This is a genomic window from Colwellia sp. SU-HH00943 (assembly GCF_057546125.1).
In genome coordinates this window covers 41,533-67,868 of record NZ_BAAJLW010000005.1, presented here as the reverse complement: position 1 = coordinate 67,868, position 26,336 = coordinate 41,533, and the positions used below count along the sequence as shown (strand labels likewise).

Annotated in this window: 27 protein-coding genes and 1 tRNA gene; 9 read left to right on the top strand and 19 right to left on the bottom strand. The window is 38.3% G+C overall.

Annotated features, from left to right (window positions below; all coding sequences use genetic code 11):
• Window positions 1-14 precede the first annotated feature (14 nt).
• The 8 genes from AC27GZ_RS14240 to AC27GZ_RS14205 all read right to left on the bottom strand — a co-directional run bounded on the left by AC27GZ_RS14240 (window position 15) and on the right by AC27GZ_RS14205 (window position 5,936).
• Window positions 15-329 carry a hypothetical protein gene (locus tag AC27GZ_RS14240; RefSeq protein ID WP_487095981.1) on the bottom strand — a complete coding sequence of 105 codons (315 nt, stop codon included), beginning with the start codon at window positions 327-329 and terminating at the stop codon, window positions 15-17.
• A 50-nt stretch (window positions 330-379) separates the two neighbouring features.
• Window positions 380-901 (bottom strand): DUF4823 domain-containing protein, encoded by a 522-nt coding sequence (locus AC27GZ_RS14235; RefSeq protein ID WP_487095979.1) that lies wholly within the window; start codon window positions 899-901, stop codon window positions 380-382.
• 321 nt (window positions 902-1,222) lie between these two features.
• A complete protein-coding gene (locus AC27GZ_RS14230) occupies window positions 1,223-1,603 on the bottom strand; it encodes a hypothetical protein (RefSeq protein WP_487095977.1) in 381 nt (126 codons plus the stop codon).
• 193 nt (window positions 1,604-1,796) lie between these two features.
• Window positions 1,797-2,237, bottom strand: coding sequence for a hypothetical protein (locus AC27GZ_RS14225; RefSeq protein ID WP_487095975.1), 441 nt, complete (start codon window positions 2,235-2,237; stop codon window positions 1,797-1,799).
• A 4-nt stretch (window positions 2,238-2,241) separates the two neighbouring features.
• Entirely contained in the window at window positions 2,242-4,089 is a 1,848-nt protein-coding gene (locus AC27GZ_RS14220; protein ID WP_487095973.1) for a serine/threonine protein kinase, read from the bottom strand.
• Window positions 4,090-4,170: 81 nt separating this feature from the next.
• Window positions 4,171-4,677, bottom strand: coding sequence for a hypothetical protein (locus AC27GZ_RS14215; RefSeq protein ID WP_487095971.1), 507 nt, complete (start codon window positions 4,675-4,677; stop codon window positions 4,171-4,173).
• A gap of 28 nt (window positions 4,678-4,705) precedes the next feature.
• Window positions 4,706-5,188, bottom strand: coding sequence for a protein-tyrosine phosphatase family protein (locus tag AC27GZ_RS14210; RefSeq protein ID WP_487095969.1), 483 nt, complete (start codon window positions 5,186-5,188; stop codon window positions 4,706-4,708).
• A 103-nt stretch (window positions 5,189-5,291) separates the two neighbouring features.
• The gene (locus AC27GZ_RS14205) at window positions 5,292-5,936 is read right to left on the bottom strand and encodes a hypothetical protein (protein WP_487095967.1); all 645 of its coding nucleotides are present in this window, start codon (window positions 5,934-5,936) and stop codon (window positions 5,292-5,294) included.
• Between the two features lie 217 nt (window positions 5,937-6,153).
• On the opposite strand from AC27GZ_RS14205, the gene AC27GZ_RS14200 reads away from it, so the two are divergent.
• Complete coding sequence (locus AC27GZ_RS14200; RefSeq protein WP_487095965.1) at window positions 6,154-6,822, top strand: class I SAM-dependent methyltransferase; 669 nt, start codon at window positions 6,154-6,156, stop codon at window positions 6,820-6,822.
• Between the two features lie 43 nt (window positions 6,823-6,865).
• Here the strand turns inward: AC27GZ_RS14200 and AC27GZ_RS14195 are convergent, their stop codons facing one another.
• Both AC27GZ_RS14195 and AC27GZ_RS14190 read right to left on the bottom strand, forming a co-directional pair.
• Entirely contained in the window at window positions 6,866-7,438 is a 573-nt protein-coding gene (locus tag AC27GZ_RS14195; protein WP_487095963.1) for a hypothetical protein, read from the bottom strand.
• Between the two features lie 21 nt (window positions 7,439-7,459).
• Window positions 7,460-7,633: a hypothetical protein gene (locus AC27GZ_RS14190; protein ID WP_487095961.1), complete on the bottom strand. Its 174-nt coding sequence runs from the start codon at window positions 7,631-7,633 to the stop codon at window positions 7,460-7,462.
• A 295-nt stretch (window positions 7,634-7,928) separates the two neighbouring features.
• On the opposite strand from AC27GZ_RS14190, the gene AC27GZ_RS14185 reads away from it, so the two are divergent.
• Both AC27GZ_RS14185 and AC27GZ_RS14180 read left to right on the top strand, forming a co-directional pair.
• Window positions 7,929-8,153: a DUF2061 domain-containing protein gene (locus AC27GZ_RS14185; RefSeq protein ID WP_487095959.1), complete on the top strand. Its 225-nt coding sequence runs from the start codon at window positions 7,929-7,931 to the stop codon at window positions 8,151-8,153.
• Window positions 8,147-8,335, top strand: coding sequence for a DUF4250 domain-containing protein (locus AC27GZ_RS14180; protein WP_487095957.1), 189 nt, complete (start codon window positions 8,147-8,149; stop codon window positions 8,333-8,335). The genes AC27GZ_RS14185 and AC27GZ_RS14180 overlap by 7 nt, the downstream gene beginning before the upstream one ends.
• Window positions 8,336-8,629: 294 nt before the next feature.
• Here AC27GZ_RS14180 and AC27GZ_RS14175 read toward each other — a convergent pair whose 3' ends face one another.
• The 7 genes from AC27GZ_RS14175 to AC27GZ_RS14145 all read right to left on the bottom strand — a co-directional run bounded on the left by AC27GZ_RS14175 (window position 8,630) and on the right by AC27GZ_RS14145 (window position 15,618).
• Complete coding sequence (locus tag AC27GZ_RS14175; protein ID WP_487095955.1) at window positions 8,630-9,913, bottom strand: Nramp family divalent metal transporter; 1,284 nt, start codon at window positions 9,911-9,913, stop codon at window positions 8,630-8,632.
• A 43-nt stretch (window positions 9,914-9,956) separates the two neighbouring features.
• Window positions 9,957-11,150 (bottom strand): mannonate dehydratase, encoded by a 1,194-nt coding sequence (uxuA, locus tag AC27GZ_RS14170; protein WP_487095953.1) that lies wholly within the window; start codon window positions 11,148-11,150, stop codon window positions 9,957-9,959.
• On the bottom strand, window positions 11,143-12,615 hold the full coding sequence (locus AC27GZ_RS14165; protein ID WP_487095951.1) for a mannitol dehydrogenase family protein: 1,473 nt from the start codon (window positions 12,613-12,615) through the stop codon (window positions 11,143-11,145). The genes uxuA and AC27GZ_RS14165 overlap by 8 nt, the downstream gene beginning before the upstream one ends.
• 56 nt (window positions 12,616-12,671) lie before the next feature.
• The gene (locus AC27GZ_RS14160) at window positions 12,672-13,754 is read right to left on the bottom strand and encodes a class I mannose-6-phosphate isomerase (protein ID WP_487095949.1); all 1,083 of its coding nucleotides are present in this window, start codon (window positions 13,752-13,754) and stop codon (window positions 12,672-12,674) included.
• Window positions 13,755-13,999: 245 nt separating this feature from the next.
• The gene (locus tag AC27GZ_RS14155) at window positions 14,000-14,692 is read right to left on the bottom strand and encodes a FadR/GntR family transcriptional regulator (RefSeq protein WP_487095947.1); all 693 of its coding nucleotides are present in this window, start codon (window positions 14,690-14,692) and stop codon (window positions 14,000-14,002) included.
• Between the two features lie 217 nt (window positions 14,693-14,909).
• Window positions 14,910-14,994 (bottom strand) — tRNA-Leu (locus AC27GZ_RS14150).
• 231 nt (window positions 14,995-15,225) lie between these two features.
• Window positions 15,226-15,618 (bottom strand): hypothetical protein, encoded by a 393-nt coding sequence (locus AC27GZ_RS14145; RefSeq protein WP_487095945.1) that lies wholly within the window; start codon window positions 15,616-15,618, stop codon window positions 15,226-15,228.
• 160 nt (window positions 15,619-15,778) lie between these two features.
• Here AC27GZ_RS14145 and AC27GZ_RS14140 point away from each other — a divergent pair, with 160 nt between their 5' ends.
• A complete protein-coding gene (locus AC27GZ_RS14140) occupies window positions 15,779-16,294 on the top strand; it encodes an RDD family protein (RefSeq protein WP_487095943.1) in 516 nt (171 codons plus the stop codon).
• Window positions 16,295-16,378: 84 nt separating this feature from the next.
• On the opposite strand, the gene lptG is transcribed toward AC27GZ_RS14140, so the two are convergent.
• Window positions 16,379-17,446, bottom strand: coding sequence for an LPS export ABC transporter permease LptG (gene lptG / locus AC27GZ_RS14135; RefSeq protein WP_487095941.1), 1,068 nt, complete (start codon window positions 17,444-17,446; stop codon window positions 16,379-16,381).
• Entirely contained in the window at window positions 17,443-18,615 is a 1,173-nt protein-coding gene (lptF, locus tag AC27GZ_RS14130; RefSeq protein WP_487095939.1) for an LPS export ABC transporter permease LptF, read from the bottom strand. Before lptF ends, lptG begins: the two co-directional genes overlap by 4 nt.
• 218 nt (window positions 18,616-18,833) lie before the next feature.
• Between lptF and pepA the strand changes: the two genes are divergently transcribed.
• From pepA to AC27GZ_RS14105, 5 genes are all read left to right on the top strand, one after another.
• A complete protein-coding gene (gene pepA / locus AC27GZ_RS14125) occupies window positions 18,834-20,342 on the top strand; it encodes a leucyl aminopeptidase (RefSeq protein ID WP_487095937.1) in 1,509 nt (502 codons plus the stop codon).
• Window positions 20,343-20,350: 8 nt separating this feature from the next.
• Complete coding sequence (locus AC27GZ_RS14120; protein ID WP_487095935.1) at window positions 20,351-20,821, top strand: DNA polymerase III subunit chi; 471 nt, start codon at window positions 20,351-20,353, stop codon at window positions 20,819-20,821.
• 69 nt (window positions 20,822-20,890) lie between these two features.
• Window positions 20,891-23,761: a valine--tRNA ligase gene (locus AC27GZ_RS14115; RefSeq protein WP_487095933.1), complete on the top strand. Its 2,871-nt coding sequence runs from the start codon at window positions 20,891-20,893 to the stop codon at window positions 23,759-23,761.
• Window positions 23,762-24,170: 409 nt separating this feature from the next.
• A complete protein-coding gene (locus tag AC27GZ_RS14110) occupies window positions 24,171-24,380 on the top strand; it encodes a cold-shock protein (RefSeq protein WP_487052856.1) in 210 nt (69 codons plus the stop codon).
• Window positions 24,381-24,667: 287 nt separating this feature from the next.
• Window positions 24,668-26,299 (top strand): methyl-accepting chemotaxis protein, encoded by a 1,632-nt coding sequence (locus AC27GZ_RS14105; protein ID WP_487095931.1) that lies wholly within the window; start codon window positions 24,668-24,670, stop codon window positions 26,297-26,299.
• Window positions 26,300-26,336 lie beyond the last annotated feature (37 nt).

Below are 26,336 nucleotides of genomic sequence, written 5' to 3'. Positions count from 1 at the left end.
AAAGTAAACTCAGTTTAGCTTTGACAACCCGCGTCAATGATAGCGTTAAGTATTTCCTTTACCTCATCCGGTAAAGACTCATCCATAGCCTGCTCTGCTGCGACAGAAACATTATACTCAGAGCTTTGCCCTTGCATAACTAATGCGACGTACAAAATATCATCAAGGTGTGGCTCCACTAATGCTAACACGCTACTCCAAGTGTATTGTTCACACAAAGTGTCTGTTTGCTGGTTCTTCTCTTCACTTTGGCTCTGACTTTGACTTCCAAATGAAAACAGCGCAATAAATAACAGGCTATAAGCACTTTTCATTCCTGTCTTTTTCATATTTATTTTCCTACAACAATGTTACATCGACACTCTGCTATTCGCTAAAACTACTGATATAAAGAGTTAATATATTTAGCTGTAGGCTCTTCAAGCAGATCTTGTGGGTGATCACCCCCTAATGTTAACCACTTACTTTCGCCCGAATACGTCGTATTACTGATTTGTTGCTTAGTCTTTGTGTCGTAAGTGATAAGTTGAATTTCAACCTTATCAGGTTTACCTGACCATTCAGTTGCTCTGTCTTCCCAGTGTAAAATAATAGGCTCTACATAGTAGCCATATTTATCACTATCTATAGTATCCAAACAGGCTTTGCCAGTACATTTTGTGGTGATATAGGCAGCGCTTGCATGCTTAGCAAATACTGCTCTAATAATTTTAGCTGTCATATCTCCTGAGCTAGTATATTCACGCTCTCCATAATGACCATTTGCAGGGGTTGAAATCAACACACTTACACTCGTATCAAGTTTAATGTCCGGCGCTTTATTTTCATTATGCATATATGATGCACTACAAGCAGAAAGCATAACTACTGCTAAGCTTGAAACTACAAAATTACGATTCATTTATCTTTCCTTTTTTACTACTAAGTTTATCGCAATAACACAGCTGCTCACTAATCTGAACAACTGACTTTTTTATCAAAATATCATCAGTCCCATGAACAAAACGAATAATAAACATTTTCTCTAAAGAGTTTTCTCGTTAAGGCATTAATAACTATTTACAACTCTCAAGCCAAGATAACGCTTTACTAACCTATGTAAATATTTTTGCATCACTTTCAACATTTTCTTTGATGATATAGAATTTCACCGTGTTTGTTCATTTAAAGCCTGTGAATACTCAAAGTAACTATCAACTGCCGTGTATGGTTTAACTTATATCTAATAAGTGACTAAGTAAGCCATCCCTTTACAGAGAGTATGTGTGTTACAAGTTGCTGTAGTTTTATTAACAAGGCATGAATCAAAAACCAAGGCATTACCTCCCAAGAGTTGAGTTTTCACTTTTAATTCAGAGATAAATGCATGTTTAGTCGGTTGGGTTACTTCAAAATCCTTTTGGCAGTAATTTGTTTCTACGTACCCTAGTTGTTGGCCACCTAGCTCCCATACTTCATAATTTGTATATTCATCAACAACAGCTTTACGTATTTGACCCTGTGCATAATCGCCAGCATTAGTGTTAAATTGAATAGACGAACACCCCACCGCAGATAAAATGGTGACGAGTAATAGTAAAATTAATTGATATCCATATTTCATATTAAAGCTTCTCCTTATTTATGCTTATCGCATTTAACATTATCCTGATTAACAGTAATTTTTACGCCCTTATTACTTCATTACTTACAATAGCTGATTCGATGCTACATCAGATACCATATTAGACCTAAGAATAAACTAAGTAAAAAATAACACCTTAACTCTTAATGATTGACAAAAATTTTCATCAACATTAACCAAAAATATTATCAGCCTGTAGCATCATCATCACACAAACATGCTCATCATTACCTATGGTAACTAAACCCCATTTAACTTGTTTGACTTGATTAAGTTGTTGCTGAGTAATTTGTTGGCTAACATCCGTAGGACTAGACTCCTGTGCAGTATCAGTGCTTGTTTGTTCTTGTTTTTTATACTCTTGATCAATAGTAGTGACTCTAGTGTCAATTTGTTGTGCAAGATATAATAACGCCTGAGACTGTGCATCTCGGGTCGCTATTAATATATTTTCATTTCGTTTCACACAACTTGAAGTCGCTATACCTTCTTCAACAACTGGATTTAAAACCCAATCAGGAAGGGAACTTTGCTCAGCAAAAGCAAATGCCGAAAGCATCATGAAAAAAGCTGAAGAAAAAAACGTGAATAGCATAGTAGGTAATTTTAACATCGGTTTATTCTCCTTGATGGCTAGATGTTTTCATATCTGCGCGAGACATGGACGTTAAACAAATTAACAACTGCTGCTCTTTAAGCTCTGCAAAAACAGGAAAAGAAAAACCAGCCGTGTTTAGTGAGGTAAATAAAGCTGATAATTTTTCTTCGCTATCAAAATGTATTTGATACTTCTGCTCACTTGATGATTCTACTTCGACACCATCTTGTTGTTTTGACCCAACATAGCTTAACACTGGGGTATCTATAGTATTAGGTATCTCTATTTTTGCTGCTAATTTAAAGGTTTGCTGCGACTCTCTCTCTCCTTCCTCTGGACTTATCAATGACGCATACGACTCAACTAACGACTTGATAGTGATATCTTTAAAGTTAATGTCACTAGTTTGTTTAGATACACTGGTAAAGGTAGATTGCTTATCAGTTGAGCCATTTTGATTCTCAGTAATGGATGTATCAACTTTCTCCATCGATTGAACATTTACCTGGTTAAGTCGTGCAAAATCGACTACTGCTTCAATAGCACACATAGCAACTTGCCCAGTCCAGCTTTTTTCTTCATCGTAGTTCATTACTAAGGGGTGACAAACCTCATCCTCACAAACACTATCACTTAACCATGAAGGTAACTCATCTTGAAAAGCGTAATCTATCTTGTGCTGAGCCATAAAAGTACGTTTTTTGTTTTGAGCAGCTTGTAAGGCTTTTAAGCTTCTTTGAGCTGCAAGCTCAGCATCACTGAGTGTTTGCTGTTGCCACAGTGGCTGTCCAAAAAAAACGCCAATAATAATCAAAAAAACAAGAGAAAAAATAACCGCATACTTAGTTTTAGATGCTGGCTTTTCTTCGTTCACTTTTGCCTTGTTAGTGCTTCTCTTAATTGCAGGTTCAGATACTTCAGGTGTGATTTTTCGCGTAACATCACTATTTTCAGCTTCCGTAGTGTCTGAAGGAGCAGTTTTACCTGTCGTTAATAACTGCTGTAACTGTGTAATGTTTTGCGGACGCATTTTAGCTTTTAGGTTTAAACATGCTCCAATAGCGTCAAGTAAGGCCTGACTATAATTATCCTTGGGAAGTTCAATTAACGGATCAGGCTCATCATCCATCACTTGATGTTGTCTATGGCTGCTAGGAAAAGGTTTGTCGCCATGTATTAGGTGGTACATAACTGCACCTATGGCATATATATCAGTCCATGCGCCTTGTCTACTGTGAGTATTATATTGCTCAGGAGGAGCATAACCATCACTGACAATGGCACTCATACTTTTTGATTTTTCACCGACACTTTGCCGAGCCGCACCAAAATCAATTAGCATCGGCTCGCCATCTTGTTTTAAATAGATATTACCAGGTTTTATATCTCTATGTAGCAATCCTGCTTTATGCACTTGTGCTAAACCGGCAAGTAAAGGCTCGATTATTTCTCGAATACGACTTTCTGGCATACCACCAGTAAAGTGTATTTTTTTCAAGTGTTCATCTAATGCTTCACCTTCAACATACTCCATAACTAAATAAGCAGTGCCATTATCTTCGATAAATGAAAGCACTTTGACTATATTCGCATGGTTAAATTTTGCTAAGGTTTTGGCTTCATCAAGGAATTTAACTAAGCCATATTGATAATCTTCACTGACATTAGTGCGTGGCATTACTGTAGGCGAGCCTGTTGGACGAGCAGCTAAATCGGTAGGTAAAAACTCCTTTAAAGCCACTAAGCGATCAAGACGTGTATCTTGTGCTTTATATGTGACACCAAAACCACCCACACCTAAAATATCTAAAATGCGAAATTCAGCTATTTGTGTGCCTATGGGTAAACTAAAATCGACTTCTTGCATCTTTGATGCCCTACATTAAATAATAACCAGTAAAATTTATTCTATATCAGCAATTTAAACAACACTAGTATAATAATTCAGTTACTTTTCTAAGCGCTGTTCTTGCTGCTTTTTAAGTATTTGCAACATGGCTTTAACCTGTCGGTTAGAGGCAAACAACACTTCTGAAGGCTCATTTCGAATAGCAGCATTAGCTTGCAAGAAGATGGCACCATAATCTATATCCATAGAGGGCTCGCCATAGAGTGCTTTAAAGTGAGTTAAGAATGATTGCTTCTCAGCTTTAGGAAATAAAATCCAAACAATATCTAACTGGTTATCTTGAAATACCAATTCAATATCTCTCGCTTTACCGCCAAATATAAAGCCAGAACAGTTAATTTGTGATTGTGATTCTTGAGCTAACGGTGCGGTAATAGGTGTGATTTTTTTAACCTGAATAGCAGAGCATAATGGTGTTAAGTTAAACTTAACCTCTTCGACACTACTGCCAAAGGTAAATTGTTCAGGTTTAACAAATTGTGCGTTCTCAGCTTGAGCATCAGCAAGCAATAATAAACATGTCATAAGTAAAAAAAATTTAAACACGTGATCCCTCTTTTAAATAATGAATAAACTAACACAGTGGATTTAAAACGCTAAAGTTGTCGTCTCCCCACAAAATTCTCTCTTCACCAACGTCAGCACCAGTGATAGGTCTTAAAGATTTCAATAATGCCAATGCACTGTCTTTATCAAAATCACAAAAACGTAAAAACGCATAACTAATCATACCGGTACGATGTATTCCAGCAGAACAATGAAGATAAACACACTCTCCGTTTGCTAACAACTCTCTACATTGCTTAAAGATATGAATTATCTGCTCTGTTGAGTCAGCTGGTGGTTTTGCATTTTCAAGAGGAAGCCAAAGCCAAGTTAACCCCTCTTTTTTACAAGCCCTTGCAATGTCTTTAGCCCCTTCTTTCTCTGAAAGTAAAGTCAAAACAGCACTGACTCCTGCCTGTTTATACTCACCAAGCTTTTTCAGCTTAGGCCTAGGCCCTATTGCCAGTTGACCGCCGAAAAAAGGCACTGGATTTAAGTTTAAATTTTTCATTATTTCCCTTGCCAAACTCCCTAGTTAAATTTCTCTATATTCAGTAAAAAATATTTTGATTTTTTCTATAAGTGACCAAACTTCACTGGTGTTGAGTATGCTATTAACTTTGACTATTAGAGAGCATGGAAACTCCCAACCAAGAAAACCAAACAATTTGACTAAGTCCAAAAATTTCAGTGAACACTTCAGCAGGATAAATAGTCAGAATACCGACAAAGCCAACAAAAACCCCAAGGTAGTTAAGTACTTTAGGAAGTGATTTACCTTGCAAAGCTGCAACACTTATTAACAGAACCCATAACCCGCCAACAATTTCATTGCCCCCGCCAAGGCCTTCAACGACAACAGAAATAGTCCGCCAAAGGGTCATAGCTTGCTCTGGCTCTTTAACTGAAAGCTCTATCGCCGCTGCTAAACCTATATTGGCAATCATTCCACTAGCGATCACCAACCCCACCCAAACAGCCCCAAAAAGAGAAGCAACTTGTGAAAGAGTTGGAGCATTTGCCTTTGAACGCTCATGAAGTGCTAGCACTAATATCGCTAAAAGGACGCCAAAAAGCACATACATAATGAAATTCACCATGGACAAAAGAGTTTGATTTTCAGCGAGAAAAGTAAATTTTTGTATGGCGTCAGTATCCACTGGGAAATGCCAATATGCACCAAAAAATACGAAAGCTGAAATGTAGATAGTCGCTTCAAGAACAGCGGAGACTCCACCTGCTTTTTGTAAATTATTCATAATTATCCCCTGATTTAAAGTGACAACTTATCATGAAGTAAAACAGTTAATGACTTGAAAATGTAACAAAAACTAAAACCTCATTCTTAGGAAAATACCATTAGCCCTACAGAAATGACTTGTATAACGCTGAAATTAGTGTACTTTAAAGGCTCATATGTTTCGTCATTTATAACCATAAAGGTGACTTAGCTTTGCTAATCTACCTAGGATATACATGACAGCCCCAATACGCATACGTTATCGCACCATCGAAATTGGTAACAACGATATACACTTATGCACTCTGCGTGATAAACAGCAATATTCAGACCCTCATAATACAGCACTTAACCTAGGTATTTCGTCAGCTACTTGGCCTATTTTCGGAACTATATGGCCTTCAAGTATTGTCCTAGCCCACCACATGCTGGATTTTGATATTAAAAACAAACGAATCCTAGAAATTGGCTGCGGAATGGCTCTATCAAGCCTTTTGTTAAATGAAAGAGAAGCCGATATCACAGCAACCGATTACCACCCAGAAGTTAAGTTATTTCTAGAGCGAAATATACAACTCAACAATGGAAGAAATATAGCTTTTGAGCGTGTAGATTGGGCCGACGACACTAGCAACTTAGGTTTGTTTGATGTGATAATTGGTAGTGATTTGTTATACGAAGATATGCATGTTTCATTATTAGCCCAATTCATACAAAAACACTCCCTGCCAAAAAGTGAAATCATCATCGTTGATCCAGGGAGAGGTAGAAAAAATAAACTCAGATCAAAAATGACTGAACAAGGCTATAAAAGTGATCATAGCAAACCTGAAAATACAGATTATTTAGACGAAAACTTTAAGGGACATATTTTAAGGTATTATCGAGATTCCAACGACACTTAACGACTACGTAACTGTCAGGTCATAGAATGAATTGAATGATGAACTATTTGACAAACTTAACGCCCCGACTTAGCACAGCACCTGAGTAATTTTGGTTTAAGGCTTTAATGAGTTCAGGATCAGAAACGAAGGCGAAAAATTCAATCGATACATCATGAGCTGACTGGGTTTCATCAAACTGTTGACCTTCATCCAATTCACCATAACTTTGAATAATTTCAATCGGCAAGTTATTCCAAACATTTTCAGATGCTGTTAGTAAAAGATCTAAATTGACAGAGTGCATTTCTTCTTCTGGCACAATAATGTGAAAACTAAATGACTCACCGTAATTAACAATAAACAAGCGACACACTGAGTAAGGTGAGCCAGCAATTAATAGTTGTCGATAATTGTGTGAAACATCCTGGGTAAAACCCAATGTAAAATTGGCATTCAATTTTTCCTGATTCCAAGCAACGATGTCATCAATTTGCAAATTTTCATCGCAGCCCCAAGCAAACACCTTATCGAAATACAACCCCCGTACAAAAATAGCATCATAGAACTCTTTCACTAAAGTGTCAGTTAGGTTTTTTCTCAATATTTCAAATTCAATGGTCGCATATGCTGGCAATCAAGGTTCTCCTATTCGCTTTTACAGATTCTTGTAGCTATCAACCCGTTTTGATAAGTAATTCATCCACCTGCCTTCTTTAACAAAGTATTCTTTTATGAGTGGGTGTTCAAGCATTTTAATGTTCAAATCATAATGAACAGCGATAATATCTAGTCCTATCCACTTAGGGTTTTTCGCTTTTTCTTCCAACATAAGGTGTACTGCTCTATCAAGATCTACATGCGCTAAAGAAAAGAATCCACCAAAACCATACGGGTTATATGTAGGACTGCGCTGATTTATTAGCCTATCTATTCATGATGAAGCTTCGACTTACCTCCTAGTGAAAAAGTAAGTAAATGTTAGTTAATCAAATTCAGAAGTAACCTTAAATGTAGCTATCGCTCAACGATTAATTTTTTTAATTGATAAATTCAATTTAATCAATTTTATTTAACTTAAAAAGTTATAAATAATAGTTTCAACTTAATCAAACGAGGAAAATACCATGGCTAAACAAAAAACGGTCACTTTTGCTGCTACTCATTTTTTTGTCGCATTTGCCGTGACTACCGCCTTAACAGGTGATTTTGTTATCGGTGGCATCATTGCAATGGTCGAGCCAGCGGTAAATACAGTCGCTTATTACTTTCATGAAAAGGTTTGGCAAGGGCATATTCAGCGTAAAAACACTTACCAGAAAGTCAGCGAAACTGAGATCTATCAATGTTAATAAGTAATGTTGACGTCACGGATGTACATATTTTGGTGAGCATGATTAATACCAAACTGCGAAATGATTTTTCATCATTAAGTGCTCTGTGCTCATATTACGATATTGAACTAAATACGTTTAATAAAAAAATAGGTGCTAAGGGTTACCAATATAACGAAGTGCTTAATCAAGTCAGATAGTATTTATAGCTATAAAGCACAAAGCGCTCTTTTATACTTTATGTACCAAGTGATATAGATAACATGAAGTGATGCTGTTAAGAGCTTACTCAAATATGGTATCGCAGGACTGTAATGGTAACAGCCATTAAGTTTTTCTATATCCTGTATGCTCACTTTGGAAAATCATAAACTAACGTTTTTACTAGAAAGGTAAAGTGCAATGGTGAATGAGTTGCCGCCTAATCAAGAGCGTCCCTGCTGCTAATACAAACTTGTCCCTAGTTACTATTTTTACGGTATAGCTGTGGTTACCTAGCTTGAAAGTAACTGAAACACACCTGTTATACCTATGTATGATGTAAATATTGAAAATAGAAAAATAGCAATAAGTAAAATGTTAGTAGGCGTACTGTTACTGTATTTACCCAGTAAATCTTTTCGATTACTTAAATAAAAAATACAAGCAACGGTTACAGGTAAGATAACGGCATTAAAAGCTTGCGACACTATCATGACAATTACAGGTCTGGCTTCAAATATTGGAACCACTAATCCAAGTAAGGAGATGAAAAATACCATTATCCGATATTTGGCTTTTGTCATATCCCGTTTTTCACCTGTGTAGTCACACAACAGCCAGGGTAGCATTAACACATTTGGAAATTGCGAGGAAACTCCTGCGGCTACTAGTCCAAATGCAAAAATAGACGCTGCAAGGTGTCCTGCTAATGGCTCCAACAAACCAATCATTTGCGAAGCTTTGGTAAGGGTTAAACCTTCAACATATAAAGTACCTGCCGCTGCCGCCATAATAGATGCGCTTATTAAAAACATTAAACTTACAGAAAATAACGCATCGCTTTTTTGTTTTTTGTAATCCTTAATTGTCCAGCCTGCTTCTTTTACTAAGGTCGTTCTAATAATGAATAAACCAGAAAAAACCGTAGTACCGACCATTGAAGCAATAACTAACAAAGGACCTTTGTCAGAGCTGGCTTTAACCTCGGGTAAAGAAGGTATTAAGCCAGCTAAGATATCTAATGGCGGAGGCATCATAATAAAAAAATTGAATAAAAAGCACGCCGACATTATTGCAACAATAACCGCTAGCGTTCGCTCAAAAAATTGAGTTTTGCCATTCCAAAAAATAAAATAAACGATGGAGATAAAAAACGCGGAGAAGAATACTGGAGAAATACCGCCTTGCACCACCGTTTTTGACCATTCATAACAAATATCTGCAACAATTCCCATAACACCCATTACGCTACCGACAACACCTGTAGTTAGCGCGATGATAAAGAATATACCTACACTAGGGTGAATATGCTTTCGAAAAGCCTGAAGAGCAGTCTCGCCGGTAACTAAGGTAAACCGGCCATACAGGTTAATCATAGAATAAGTACAAATGCATGACGCAATTACTGTCCACAAAAGGGTCATACCAAATTCTGCACCAGCTTTTGCCATGGCGGTTACACTGCCAGTCCCTATGTTAAAGCCGAGTAAAAATAACCCCGGCAAAAAAGCCGAAAGCGCAATAACCAGTTTCTCTTTTACCGATTTGTTCGGCGATTTTGCCTGTGTTGATGACATCTTATATTCTCGCTTATTTATAGTTGTTATAGAGCGTTGTAAGTTATGCAGTTAATGCTCGGATCACACCTCTAATTTCAGATAGCCCTTTAAGGCGGCCAATACCTGAATAACCGGGGTTCACTTGCTTTCCTATGTCATCCATCATTTGATGGCCGTGATCAGGACGTAAGAAAATACTATCGTCGGTTGAACCACTTTGAACGCGACGCTGTTCTTCATTTAGCAGCTCTTTTATCACTTGTACCATATCAACATCACTGTCGAGGTGATTGGCTTCATAAAATGACCGTTGTTCTTCGGGATCGCGGGTTACGCCACGTAAATGGGTAAAATGAATTCGTGAGCCAAACTGTTTAGCCATCTCTGGTAAATTGTTGTCAGGTCTGCTGCCATAGGTGCCAACACATAAAGTCATGCCGTTTGAGCTGCTAGGTAGTGAGTCAAATAATGTCGATAAATCATTAGCTGTACACAAAATACGAGGCAAACCGAGCAAATCTCGTGGTGGATCATCAGGATGAATCGCAAGTTTCATCCCTAATGCTTCAGCTTTAGGTAATACCTGAGATAAAAACGCAATTAAGTTTGCTCTAAGTTTGTCATGTGTCATGCCTTTATATTGTGACAATGCAGCTCGAAACCCTTCAATGCCGTAACTGTCGGTCATTCTTCCCGGTAACCCAGCAATAATGTTGTCAGTAAGTGAATTGCGCTCTTGTTCTGACATAGCGTCGAATTCTGCTTTTGCGGCAGTAATTTCTTGTTCGCTATAATCTCTGCTGGCGTTTTCTCGTTGTAATATATAAAGATCAAAAGCCGCAAACTTTTTCTGATCAAAGCGCAATGCATAAGCACCCGTTGGCAACTTGTAGCTTAAATCGGTTCGAGTCCAGTCAATGACTGGCATAAAGTTATAGCAAATAGTTTTAATGCCACATTCTGCTAAGTTTTCCATCGATGCAATCCAGTTGTCGATATAAACTTGGTGACCTTGTTTCGCAAGCTTGACATCTTCATGCACTGGAATGCTTTCGACTACACTCCATGTCAGTTTGTTGGTATTAGGCTCAGTGGCTTCTATTAGAGCTTGATGATGACGTATTTTGTCTACCGACCACACCTCTCCTGCAGGAATATTATGTAGTGCACTCACTATATCAGTGGCACCAGTTTGTCTTATATCTTCTATTGTTACCGGGTCATTAGGACCAAACCATCGCCATGATTCACGCACTGTTTTTCCCCTTATGGTTTGTTAAAAATTGTTTAATAGCCGATTCAATGCCCTTACTGGCAATTGCTAAATGATGTTGGTTTACCGAGTTCATAAACTCAGCTTGTTTAAAGAATTTAAAGTTATTTGCGCCAACTAATTCAAGGATTGATGTGACGTCAATCTCTGAATTGGCTGATATTTTTTGTTGAAATTGTTCAGTTAATGGATCTCGTAACTGGTTAGAAAGCAAAGCTTTTTTAATGAACTCCAACCACGACCCTAATATAAATGCGAAATACTCTATCCCGTGATTTTGACTAACGGCGTCGTCTATGACTGGAAACCAGCGTTGCTGAATTTTTTGCGAGCTGTCAGTTCCAACTTGTAAGCAAGCATACGGAAGGTGAGAATTTTTAAAACGTGTAAAAACTTCAGCTATGTATTGCTTGGCATTAATGCCTTCAGGTATTTGAGTAACAGGAATAACTTCTTGCAGCAACGCAGATTCTGTAAATTGGTAGAAAAGCGGTCGAGCTATTGCTTGATGAATAAATTCATCACCCGCTAAAAACCCCAGTGTCGCGAGCATAGAGTGGCTAGCATTTAAAAACCTCAGTTTCACATGTTCATAAGGCGCGACTTTTTTAACAAATAGAGCGCCTACGCGGTCAAAAGGTGGACGTTTCCCAGCAAAGTTATCTTCTATCACCCATTGTCTAAACGGCTCTGCCGCAACGGGGGCTTGGTCAGAGACTGTTAATGCATCATTAACGACATTCTTTAAATTATCACTTGTTGCCGGTGTTACACGATCGACCATTGAAGCACAAAAAGATACTTTTTGTTCTAACCAATGGTTAAATCCATGGGGTTGTTCACCTAAAATTAAGCGTACTCCCTGCTCTAATAATTCGCCTCCCGCGGTAATATTGTCACAACATAAAATAGTGATGGCTGCCTGCGACTGATGGTAACGTTCAATTAGTGCAGCCGCCAAATAACCGTAAACACTGATAGGCATTTTAAGCGATTTCAAATCGGCCATAATGTCAGGGTGTTGCTGATTAACTACACCTTTAAGTAAACAATAGCCTTTTTCAGTAATTGTTGTGGTGACGAGCTGAGTTTGTTCGGATGCGACAGTTGCAATGACTTTTCTTGGGGATTCAGGCGCCACTATAACTTGCTGAATTGAGCCAATAACTCTATGTTTAGTTAATTCACTTAAAGTGGATTGAGTATATAAATAATCTTGCGGACTAAGCTGATCTTTAATAGTACTTGATCGTAAAGAAACACCAACAATTCCCCACTCAGTTAATCCCAAATTTAACAATTCGTCACAATACACGGCTTGGTGTGCTCGATGGAAATTGCCAGTTCCAAAATGAACTATGCTAGGGCTTATCGCCTCTCGATTGTAATTTGGCGTTTCAATACAGTTAGGCAACTGACTGAGCGTATTATTACTAAGAATGGTCATTAAATTATCTTGCCTCTTTGTATGTGCAGCTGTGAGTTCTAAAGATTCGATTTTGATTAGATCCCACCAGGGTAACATTCCAATACAGTCATTCCAGAATCACTCTCATATTCAAATTGGCCTACTGAAGCAGGACAAAAGAATCGCTCCCAAGTATCGAGCTCAATCGTTTCATCACCAATGCGTATTTTTCCGCGCCCTTCGGTAACTATGCCAATAAAAAAGGCAGGGTTTTCTCGTTTAAAAATATTGCTAACTTGAGCTCGCTTCACGGTAAAACAAGGTGTTTGCTCTGCTCCGACTAACTTTTCTAAACGGTTGCCTTGTGCCTCTTCAATTATGATTTTTGGCTGACACCTAAATTCGGCATCAATATTTTCTGGGGTTACGGGGTCGAAGTTAAATACATCTAATGCGGTTTCAATATCTCGATTCATAAACCGAGCGGCTTCTGGAATAACATAGCCACAACGTTCAAATTCAAATCTAACAGCCAAGTCAGACGGCTCCATAATTTCCAACATTAAAATCCCTTCACCTAACGCATGGGGTCGGCCTCCTGGGATCAAAAATACATCACCGGGTTTGACAGGGATTTTGTCAAAACATCGCTCAATTGCCTTAATGTCTTGCGTCTCTATCCAGTTTTTTAATTCTTCTCTGTTTGGCGAACGTTGAAATCCAGCATAAATGTATGGCTCTTCAACGTCATCTCTAATCGCTAATATTACGTATGCTTCGGTTTTTCCCCTTGGCATATTTAAACGTTGTTGGGCAAATTCTCGTGTCGGATGCGCTTGAAAATGCAAACGAGTGGCACTGTCTAAATATTTCACTAGCGGTATATCGTCTAAGCTATACGGGCTTTCTGGTCCTTCACCTAAATAATGAGTTTTATTTTTTTCGACAATATCTTTGAAAATATGAGTCTGTCCCTTGCTATCAATGGCGCTAGCAAGTCCTTCGATAATATGTTCACGATCCACATTTCGAGCTTCAACCGTTGAGCCAATCCAATCTTCAGGAAAGTGAGTATCTTCTTTCGTCGGTTTACCTTCAATCGAGTCAAGGATTTTGCCACCTACATATGTCCTCCATACGCGATTAGGGGCAAATTTAACAATCGTATTTAAAGCCAAAGTAAGGCCTCCTATATAGACAATATCAAAGTGGACATAAACTCAGCATCAACGAACAATAAATTGGTCAGGCCACCCAGACAATTAAAACACAATAATTGAGTTTTTGAAATACTATATTGAGCCAAACTGAGTTAATAGCCAATTTAAGCCCGCGTAAATTAGCGAGATAATATTAGCAACAGGAATTGTTGTGGTAATAATTACCGAGTTAGAAACAAAAGGAGACGTTTGAAAATTAAAAACTAGATGCTTTTAAAATAACTAGAAGCCGCTTTAGTTGCGTTTTTGATATGAAGTTTCATCGCTTCACGTGCTTGTTCAGACTTGCCACTTTCTAGGGCAATTACTATGCGCTTATGTTCATCAATTGACGGGTGAATACCAGACTCCCTAAGGCGCGACATAAACACCTTACTCAATTGAGATTGATTTCTAAGCTCCCATAACCATTTAATAATTGCTAACAACGCTGAGTTTTGGCTAGCCTCGGCGATAATAAGGTGAAATTTCATGTCTGCTTTTTCTGAAGCATCCTGCTGCTTTTCTTCCTCTTCCATTTCAATTAACGTTTGTTTTAACTGCGCTAATTGTTGTTCAGTTATATTTGTTGCGGCTAAAGCACAAGCCTCTGTCTCGACAATGTTTCGAGTATCTAAAATTTCAAAAGGCCCAATCCCTTTGTCGGTAAAGGTAAGTTGAGGTTTGGGTTCTGTGATATAAATGCCAGAGCCTTTGCGAATTTCAATAATTCCTGCAATTTCCAGCGCTATCATAGCTTCACGAATAGTTGCTCTACTAACATGAAGTGTTTCAGCAAGCTCACGTTCAGAAGGAAGGCGCTCACCCGATTTAATGGCACCATTCTGCACTTGTTGCGAGATTTGTTCAGAGATTTTTAAATAAAGCCTTTCGACCTTAACTGCCTCTAATTGCATTGATATAACCTTAATTTAACAACACTCAGCTTTGATGAAGCACGATACTGAAATGATCGAGGCTCGTCCAGTAATTCCTAGATTTGATTATTGCTAAATACAAGTTATTGTGATTAGCCAATTAATCTTCAAAGTATAATTCAACACTTTTCTTCTTTATGTTTGAATTTTAGCTACAAAAAAGCCCAGCTCGATTAAGAGCTAGGCTTTAATATAATGGTACCGGAGGACGGACTTGAACCGTCACGCTCGAAAGCAACGGATTTTGAATCCGTCGTGTCTACCAATTCCACCACTCCGGCAAAGGGGGAAGTAAACTTTGCAATTTACAAAGTATTCACTTTTCACTTAAAAATTGAATACTTTGTAAACCACTATAAAGCTCTTAATTAAAAAGCTACGTATGACACTAATCAACTTCAATTAAGAGCTTGGCATTATACGAGAAAAACCTTAGTTGACAAGCCTTTTTGTGCTTCTTTGAGTTACTTGATGTTTATTTAAGCTTTTCGTATCAAATGACTATTTTAATCTTATTTTTTTGTACTTTTTAGCCAAGCCAGAGCATCTTTATTATTATCAAAAAATTTATGTGCTAAATCGGCGGACTTATATATTTGATGACACATGCTTTCGGTTATTTCCGAGGTATCACAGTGGGCTAAATTAATCGCTACAGCTGTAGTATTGGTAGTACGTAAAAAAGCAACGTGGTAGTTTATCGCATTATAAACAGCAATAGCGACACCATGCGGTATCAATAACACTGAGTAATCAGTTAAAGAGTGCTCAACAACAATATCAATGAGCTCTTTATGCAGATTAGAAAAAAACTCTATATTCCACGGACCTTCACATTGAAGTGTAATAATACCCTCTTCAACAGATATTTCCGTATTGCCATGAATTGAAAAAACTGGTTCCATCAGTAAGCTCATATATTTAAACATTAATTTATTTTATTCTAATGCTAAAGCCTTACTATCACAATAGAAGATAAAACTTATATAGCTAAATATTTATTTTGTCTTTTTTTTATCTAAGTTTGTTAAACTAGCGAAAATATTTACTTCAAGCTAAGGCTTTATGACTACTTTGAATACTCCTCAATCAGAACACGAGCATTTTCCACGAGCAGGTTTTAGAAGACGTTTAGGCTCATGGATTTATGATGTGTTACTTGCCATTGCTGTTTATATGGTTGCAGGTGCAATGTCTTTCCTTTTATTTAATCTCTTTATCCGATTTGGCGTGATCAGTATGCAGGGCTTTGAACATGCCATTGATTTACAGCGTTCATCAATACTGTATAGCACACTCATTTACGGTTGGAATATCGGCTGGGTAAGCTTTTTCTTTATCTTTTTCTGGGCTAAAAGCGGTCAAACGTTAGGCATGAGAGCGTGGCGTTTACGTGTTCAAAACCAAGATGGAAGTCTGATCAGTAAATTCACTGGCGTAAAGCGTTTACTGCCAACATTACTTGGCTTAGGAAATTTAACGGTATTAATAGATAGAAAAAACAGGCTTAGTTTGCAAGATAGATTAACCAACACTGAAGTGGTGGTTTTATCATTAGAAGCGAACAGAGGCAGACTATAAAGATTTGTTTGAGCGTTAAATTACCACACATAACGCTCAATCAAAAAGTATCAACAAATTTTATGAGTAAGATAATGCCTGAAATTAAGTGATTTTCTTACTCATAAAATACCAAGAAATACTGATAAACAACAAGCTAGGTGAAATAGCCCCAATAATTGGTGGAAATTGATAAACCAAACTTAACGAACCAAGAACTTCATTAGTCACAAAGAATAATATCCCTGTGACTACGCCCATCATAATACGTGCGCCCATAGAGACTGAACGTAATGGACCAAAAATAAAAGATAAAGCAACTAACAGCATAACTGCTAACGTAATAGGCTGCATTATTTTACGCCAGTAAGCTAATTTATAGCGACTTTGATCTTGTGCGTTTACTTCTAAATAATCTAAATAGTCGATTAAACCTTGAATCGATAACGATTCAGGTGTAACTGTGACCACACCTAGCTTTTTCGGCGTAAGTGACGATTGCCAAACTTGGCTTTCAGCTTCACTGGTTGTAATAAGCGAGTCAGTCAGCTGTGTATTAACAACATCAAATAAAACCCAAGCATTGTCTTGGTATATTGCCCTTTCCGCACTTAACCAACTATCAAGTTTTAAATCATCATTAAAGCGATAAATTTGAATTTTGGTTAATTGCCCCTGCTCTAATACTTCACCAATATTGACAAAATAAGAGCCATCTTTGGCCCAAACACCGTTTTTAGCTGAAATTAAGCTGCCGCCAGAAATCGCTTGTGCTCTTATTTCTCTCGCCTTTGCTTCACCATTAGGCGCCAACCATTCGCCAACAGCCATGGAAATAATGACCAAAAAACCAGCCGTTTTCATTACAGATTTGATAATATTCAAACGGGATAAACCGGCCGCTTGCATCACCACTAATTCACTATTACTAGCAAGCATGCCAATACCAATTAAGCCACCAATTAGCGCTGACATTGGAAAAAAAACTTCAATATCTCTAGGCACCGCATAAAGGACATACAAAGCAGCGTGAGACAAATCGTAATTACCACGACCAACAGCTCGCATTTGCTCAACAAATTTAATAATACCGCTAACACTTACAAATACAGCTAAGGTTAAAAAAGTAGTTGAGGCGATAATGCGCCCGATATAAGCATCTAAAATTTTCATGATACTTTCTCTTTGGCTAGCTGATTTTTATTTGCATTACTGCGTTTAAAACTAGGCAATTTAGCTTTGATTTTTCGGCCACTACTACGTTCTTTCATCAATAAGGTAATACCTAAAAATAGTGCGCTTAAATGAATAGGCCATAAACCAATATTAACGGGCAATGCTTGTCGCTCAACCCCTGAACGCATAGCGGTTAACAACAAGAAGTAGCCTAAGAAAAGCATCAGTGCAGGTAACATTTTAGCAAATTTACCCTGACGAGGATTCACCACACTTAAAGGCACAGCAATAAACGTCAAAATAATACAGGCGATAGGGAAAGCAATACGCCATTGAATGGTGGCGCCATACTCAGCAGCCTGCTTGGGTTCTGACGATGAAAACAATTGCGCCGTTGGTAGCGCACTCAATTTGCGATGCTTCTGCTCTACTTCTTGATCTTGTATTTGAATATAATACTTGTCGAAAGCAACAGACTGAAACTCTCCATTTTCAGCATCACTATGATATCGAGTACCGTCAGTTAACACCAAACGTTGCGAGCCAGATTCCTCTTCAAAAACTTGCCCTTGTTTTGCATACACTAAACTTGCATTAATAATGCTTTCTTCTCGACTATTTTCATTAGGTAATTGCGCAACAAACACTTTATCAAAACCATTGTCTTCGCGGTGTTTGTCATGAATAAATATAACGGCTTTGTTATTGCCTGTTTTTTGAAACCGCCCTGCTACTAGCGTACTCAGCCCCGAATCGGCCGCTAATTCATCTTTTACCTGATATTGATATTCAGAAGCCATTGGCGCTAAATACAGGGTAAACAAGCCAGTAAAAATAGCTGTGATTACCGCCAAAACGAGTGTGACTCTTACCACGTACCACTCACTCACACCACAAGCATGTAATACAGTCATTTCGTTATCGGCATAAATTCTGCCATAGGCAAGTAACACACCTAAAAACAAACTTAGTGGTAACATCATGCCAGCTAAATCGGGGACTTTTAGGCCAATAAAAATCATCACCATTTGCCCTGGAATACTACCTTCTGAGGCATCACCTAAAACACGCACAAATTTTTGACTGATAAAAATGGTCATTAACACTAAAAATACTGCAAGCTGTGTTTTGGCCACTTCTTTTAATAAATACCGAAAGATGATCACAAAAAGATCCCATAAAAACTGTGTTTTTTCTGACAATCAGCTAGTTTTTCTAGTAAACTTGCCGTTTTCATAACTAAACTATATAGTCAGCTATTAACTAAATTTAATTAATGCGGCTATAATTATAGCCCTTAGCGCTATCAGTTTAATAGTCAACAATGCTATTTTTTACTGATTTTAGCAAGTTATACTAGAAATAAAATGCAAAAGGAGAACTCATGGAGTTCAGTATAAAGAGTGGTAGCCCAGAAAAACAACGCAGCGCCTGTATAGTTGTGGGTGTATTTGAACCTCGCCGTCTTAGCGCTACAGCAGAGCAGTTAGACGAAATTAGTGAAGGCTACATTAGCAACCTTTTGCGTAAAGGCGATTTAGAAGGAAAATCAGGTCAAATGTTGCTTTTGCATCATGTACCTAATATTTTAAGCGAACGTGTTTTATTAGTAGGTTGCGGAAAAGAGCGTGAACTTGATGAGCGCCAATACCGCCAAATAATCAATAAAACCATAAATACCCTAAATGAAACAGGCTCTATGGAAGCCGTCTGTTTCTTATCTGAGCTTCATGTAAAAGGCCGTGATACCTATTGGAAAGTTCGCCAAGCAGTTGAAGCAACTCAAGACGGTTTATACAGTTTTAACAGTTTAAAAACTCACAAAGAAGAACCTCGTCGCCCGTTACGTAAAATAGTATTCAATGTGCCAACTCGCAGAGAATTACCTATCGGCGAGCGTGCTATCGCGCATGCTCTTGCTATTTCAGAAGGCATTAGCACCTGTAAAAATGTTGCTAACATGCCGCCAAACATTTGTAACCCAGCTTACTTAGCAGAACAAGCCAAAATTTTAGCCAATGATTACGAAAAAGTAACAACTAAAATTGTTGGAGAGCAAGAAATGGAAGAGCTAGGTATGGGATCATACTTAGCAGTAGGTCGCGGCTCTGAAAATGAGTCATTGATGAGCATCATGACCTATAACGGTATTGATGATGACTCTAAACCAGTTGTTTTAGTGGGTAAAGGGCTGACTTTCGACAGTGGTGGTATTTCATTAAAACCCGGCGCAGGCATGGACGAAATGAAATATGACATGGGCGGTGCTGCTGGTGTTTTAGGTGCTATGCACGCATTAGCTGAACTTGACCTTCCAATTAAAGTGATTGGTGTTTTAGCTGGCTGTGAAAATATGCCAAGCAGTAATGCTTACCGACCTGGTGATATCCTTACCACTATGTCTGGTCAAACCGTTGAAGTATTAAATACTGATGCCGAAGGAAGACTCGTTTTATGTGACGCATTAACCTATGTGGAACGATTTGAGCCAGATGCCGTGATTGACGTAGCCACCTTAACAGGTGCTTGTGTTGTTGCTTTAGGTAAGCATGCTACTGGATTACTCAGTACACACAACCCCCTTGCTCATGAGCTACTTAATGCCTCTGATCAAAGTGGCGACAAAGCATGGCGTTTACCAATATGGGATGATTACCAAGAACAGTTAGAAAGCCCTTTTGCCGACATGGCAAACATAGGCGGTAAAGCTGCTGGTACTATTACTGCGGCGTGTTTCTTGTCACGTTTTACTAAAAAATACCACTGGGCTCATTTAGACATTGCCGGAACAGCATGGCGAAGTGGCGGTAAAGATAAAGGCTCAACCGGTCGCCCAGTAAGTATGCTAACGCAATTTTTACTTAACCGTACTGGACAAGAGCAAGGCGAATAATACATCTCATGCAAACACAGGTAATGTTTTACATTCTTAATGATGAAAAAGCAGCCAATAGCGAAAACGCTGAGGTTAGTGATACTAGCTCAGCGTTTTACCATGCCTGTTTGCAAGCAAGCTATTTTTATCGCCAAAATCAACGAGTGTTTATTTATACACAAGATCAAGCACACGCTGAGAAAATTGATGAACTTCTTTGGTCATTTGATAGCGACAGCTTTGTACCACACAATCTTGTTGGCGAAGGCCCTAAACAAGGTGCTGCAGTAGAAATTAGCTACCAAGCGCCACGAGGCCGCCGTGCTGTTTTAATAAATTTGACCGAAACAGTGCCAAACTTTGCCAATCAGTTTCAACTGGTTGTTGACTTTGTACCAAGCGATGAAACATTAAAGCAACAGGCGAGAGAGCGTTTTAAAACGTGTCGTCAATGGGGCTTTCAAGTCAATAACCAAGCAGTGGCAATACCACAATAAAGTAGGAAAGTGTTTAGTTCTACGCATACTAACAACCTACAATTTACAACTTTTTATATCGGAAAAATGATGGAAAAAACATTCAACCCAAACGACATTGAACAATCTCTATACGCCAACTGGGAAGAGAAAGGTTACTTTAGCCCAACAGGTGAAGGAAGCAGTTACAGCATTGCTATTCCACCACCTAATGTCACAGGTTCTTTGCATATGGGACATGCTTTTCAGCAAACCATCATGGACACGTTAATTCGTTATCAACGAATGCAAGGTAAAAACACCTTATGGCAAACAGGCTGTGACCATGCGGGTATCGCAACGCAAATGGTTGTTGAACGAAAAATTGCCGCTGAAGAAGAGAAAACTCGTCATGACTATGGTCGTGAAGGCTTCATCGATAAAATCTGGGAATGGAAAGAGCAATCTGGCGGTACTATTGGCAAACAAATGCGTCGTTTAGGTAACTCTATAGACTGGTCTCGTGAGCGCTTCACGATGGACGAAGGCATGTCAGAAGCAGTACAAGAGGTCTTTGTTCGCCTCTATGAAGATGACTTAATTTATCGTGGCAAACGTCTGGTTAACTGGGATCCAAAATTTCATACAGCGATTTCTGACTTAGAAGTTGAAAACAAAGACAAAAAAGGTCACATGTGGCACTTACGCTACCCACTTGCTGATGGTGCAAAAACCGCCGAAGGTTTGGACTATTTAGTAGTAGCCACAACGCGTCCTGAAACGATGTTAGGTGATACAGGTGTTGCTGTTAACCCTGAAGACCCACGATATAAAGACTTAATTGGTAAAAAAGTTCTATTACCATTAGTTAATCGTTTAATCCCAATTGTTGGTGATGAACACGCTGATATGGAAAAAGGTACGGGCTGTGTAAAAATCACTCCTGCTCATGACTTTAACGATAATGAAGTCGGTAAACGTCACGCTTTACCACAAATTAATATTTTTGATAAAAATGCCGCCGTATTAGCCAGTGCCGAAATTTATGATACTAAAGGTGAGCCTTGCGATGCCTACAGTGCTGAATTACCGAGTGAATTTGCAAGCTTAGATAGATTTGCTGCCCGTAAAGCTATCGTTGCAAAACTTGATGAACAAGGGTTATTAGTTGAAGTAAAAGATCATGACCTAGTTGCCCCTTATGGTGACAGATCAGGCGTTATCATTGAGCCAATGCTAACCGATCAATGGTATGTGCGCGTTGAGAAACTTGCAGGCCCTGCGGTAGACGCCGTTAAAGATGGACAAATAGAGTTTGTTCCTAAGCAATATGAAAACCTTTATTTCTCTTGGATGAAAGATATTCAAGACTGGTGTATTTCACGCCAGCTTTGGTGGGGACATCGTATTCCCGCTTGGTATGATGAAAGCGGTAAAGTTTATGTCGGTCGTACAGAAGAAGAGGTTCGCACTAGCAACAACCTTGGCGACGACATCAAACTAACCCAAGATGACGATGTACTTGATACTTGGTTCTCATCGGCGCTTTGGACTTTTTCAACCCTTGGTTGGCCAAAAGCAACTGATGATCTAAAAACCTTCCACCCAACAGATGTGTTAGTGACAGGCTTTGATATTATTTTCTTCTGGGTTGCCCGTATGATCATGATGACCATGCACTTTAATAAAGATGAAAATGGCAAAGCGCAAATACCTTTCAAAAAGATTTACATGACTGGCCTTATTCGCGATGAAAATGGCGATAAAATGAGTAAATCAAAAGGTAATGTCATTGATCCTTTAGATATGATTGACGGTATTTCTTTAGATGATTTATTAGAAAAACGTACCGGCAACATGATGCAACCACAGCTTGCTAAAAAAATTGAAAAGCTAACCAGAAAAGAGTTTCCAAATGGTATAGAAGCTCACGGCACAGATGCCTTGCGTTTCACCCTAACCTCTGTAGCAACTACAGGTCGTGATATCAGCTGGGACATGAAACGCCTTGAAGGTTATCGTAATTTCACAAATAAATTATGGAATGCGAGTCGTTACGTATTAATGAACACTGAAGAGTTTGACTGCGGCGCTAACGGTGGAGATATGACACTTTCGTTAGCTGATCGTTGGATCATCGGTCAATTTGAACAAACCATTAAAACAGTACACGAAGCGTTTGATACTTTCCGTTTTGATTTAGCATCACAAGCGTTATACGAATTTACGTGGAACCAGTTCTGCGATTGGTACTTAGAATTAACTAAGCCAGTTTTATTTCCTAAAAACAAAGAGCAAGGTGATGAAGCGCAACAACGTGGTACTCGTCATACTTTAGTTAATATACTCGAAGGCTTACTTCGCTTAATGCACCCAATCATGCCATTTATTACTGAAACTATATGGCAGCGAGTACAACCGCTTAGCAACTTTACTAAGTCTGATGACTCAATCATGGTACAAGTGTTCCCACAATTTAATGAGAACAACTGTGATCAACAAGCTATAGACGATTTAGAGTGGGTTAAACAGTTTATCGTTGCTATTCGTAATATCCGTGGTGAAATGGATATAGCCCCTAGCAAGCCGCTACCGGTATTATTGAAAAACGTTAACGATAGCGATAAACGTCGCTTAGCTGAAAACGAACAGTTCTTAAGTTCACTGGCAAAGCTAGAAAGTATTGAACTACTTGCTGATGATGAACAAGGTCCTGCTTCTGCTTCTGCCGTGGTTGGTGAGCTTTCAGTGTTAATTCCAATGGCAGGCTTAATTGATAAAGAAGCTGAATTAGCTCGCTTAGATAAAGCGATTGACAAGCTAGAGAAAGATGCGGCAAAAACTCGTGGTAAATTATCTAATGAAAACTTTGTTGGTAAAGCCCCTGCAGCAGTCATTGATAAAGAAAAAGCTAAACTAAGCGAGGCTGAATCAGCACTTGCTAAAATGCTTGAGCAAAAAGCGCAAATAGCAGCAATATAAACTGACATTCGCCTAAAAATAGGAGTATATCAACCAGAATCCCAGCTTTAACGCTATATTCGAAAAAAAATTGAACTATTTCAATTTTTTATAAAGCATATTAAAAATAACTGTGTTATGCTGACTTAGCGTTGAGTTTTTGCGTTGCGGATGAAGGTTGATACTAACTTTTGTTTTAGATTTATCAGGTACCTATGTATTTGAATATTCTTAACAAACGGATTTAGGCAATGCAGACTGATTGTTTGTTCCAAATACGCTTTGTTACGAATATGGTTTGTTTCCTTCCTCTTCCTGTACTACTTATGGTAGAGGGCATTTACTCGGGTGAAAACGGTACTATCTATTAGAAATAACTCTTATAGAAGTGCCACATTAATATTTTTTATGACTACGGGAAAATGTAAGTATGTCTGATACAGTTACTGGTAAAGTTAAATTTTTCAACGAAACTAAAGGTTTCGGTTTTATTGAGCAAGAAAATGGTCCTGACGTGTTTGTTCACTTCAGCGCAATCACAGGAGACGGTTTCCGTACTCTAGCTGACGGTCAAGCAGTATCGTTCAGTGTTAAACAAGGTCAAAAAGGCCCAGAAGCTGAGAACGTAACTGCACTATAATTTATAGTCAGAAAATTGTTTTCAACTTTCTCTTTTTGAGAAAAGAATTCTGTAAAAAAGCGAAGCATTAACATCAGTTAAGCTTCGCTTTTTTGTTGCCTGTCAATACACGATTTTAATATTTTCGCCTCTCCTATTCGATCAAGTTATCTTCTATAACTCCTTCATTAATTCCTTTATTTCAGTAGATAATGTGTAAACAATCCAGAGCAAAAAAACTATTCGCTTAATTAATATCGTTAACCTATAGTTATTAGGTAACACTGATAATAACTATAGGTAATAGCATGAATTTTCAAAGTATTCGTATAAAGTACACTATGATTTTTTGTAGTATTGCAGTATTTTTTGTAGTGCTTATTTTGATGAACTCAGTTCTTATTTCTAAAACCGAAAATAGCCTGATTCTATTTGGTGATAACTTTAATCCTGCCATTTCAGCTGTTATTAACGCTGACAGAGATTTATATCAAGCCAAAGTTGCTGAGCAGCAGGCTTTACTAGACCCCACACCAAGCAATATTGCAGAGCAACATAAAACCTTTAAAGAAAATGCACAGCAAGCTTATGATCGCATGCTTAAGTATCAGCAGTTAATGTCACAATATCCTGACGTAGTGGCTAAATTAAATGGTTTTAAAGCTGCCTTTTCTTCATGGCAAAGCAGTGGAGAACAAGTATTTACATTAATTAACGCAGGTAATTTAGAGCAAGCAAAAACGCAAAGTGATGGCCAAACAAATACTGCGTTTAATACATTAAGAAACTTCTATGATAAAGCAGGTGAATCTGCAGACAATAAAAGTACTCAAGTCAGTGAAGAAACAGTAAGTAGCGTATCTAATCAACAATTCATTTTAATCATCATTGCTTTAATCGTTATTGCTGTCACACTTTATATAGGCATCTCAGCACCAAAAACAATGGCTGATGCGTTAAATGACTTGTCACTAAAATTAACCGAACTTAATCGTGGTGATGGTGATTTAACCAAGCGTATACACTCAACAAGAAAAGATGAAATTGGCCTTCTTGCCAATAATTTTGACGAGTTCATCGATGGCTTAGCCGTTTTAATCAAATCTATTGTTGTGCAATCCAGTAAAGTGATTAGTGGTGTTGATGAGTTAAACTCAGGTGCATCGCAAATTTATAATACCAGTAAAAGTCAATTAAGCTCAGTTGAGTTAATTGTAACGGCCGTAAATGAAATGTCATTTGCTATTAAAGAGGTTGCGGGAAATGCGAAAGTAACTGCAACAGAAGTTGAGCAAATGAGCGACTTATCTTCCGAAGGAACACAAATCACCCAACAAGCAGTAAACGAAATAACGGCATTATCTCAACTTATAGAGCATGCTTCTACAGTCATTTCAAAACTGTCTGAAGACTCTCAAAACATTACCTCTGTTTTAGATGTGATCAGAGGTATTGCAGAGCAAACCAACTTACTTGCTTTAAATGCCGCTATAGAAGCCGCACGCGCAGGTGAGCAAGGGCGGGGCTTTGCCGTTGTGGCTGATGAAGTTAGAAACCTAGCAAGTAAAACTCAACAATCGACGGAAGATATTCAAACTATGATTGAAAAGCTACAAGCTGGTGTACAAGAAGCAGTAACATCAATATCTAAAGGAAATACCGCCACACAGGCTTCCGTAGACTGCTCGCAACAAACATTAGATGCTTTTGATCGTATTGCAGAAGTTGCAAATAAAGTGCTCGACGTAGCAACACAAACGGCGACATCAACAGAAGAGCAAAGCCAAGTAACACAAGATATTAGTAAAAACTTAACGATTATGTCTGATGGAACCGAGGAGAATTTTCAAATTTCAACACAAAATGGACAGGCAGCTAACGATACCGTTACGTTAGCCACTGAACTAAGTGACTCAGTGACACGCTTCAAGCTTGAATAACCATTGAAAGTTGAACAAAGGGAAGTTTTTTATAGAG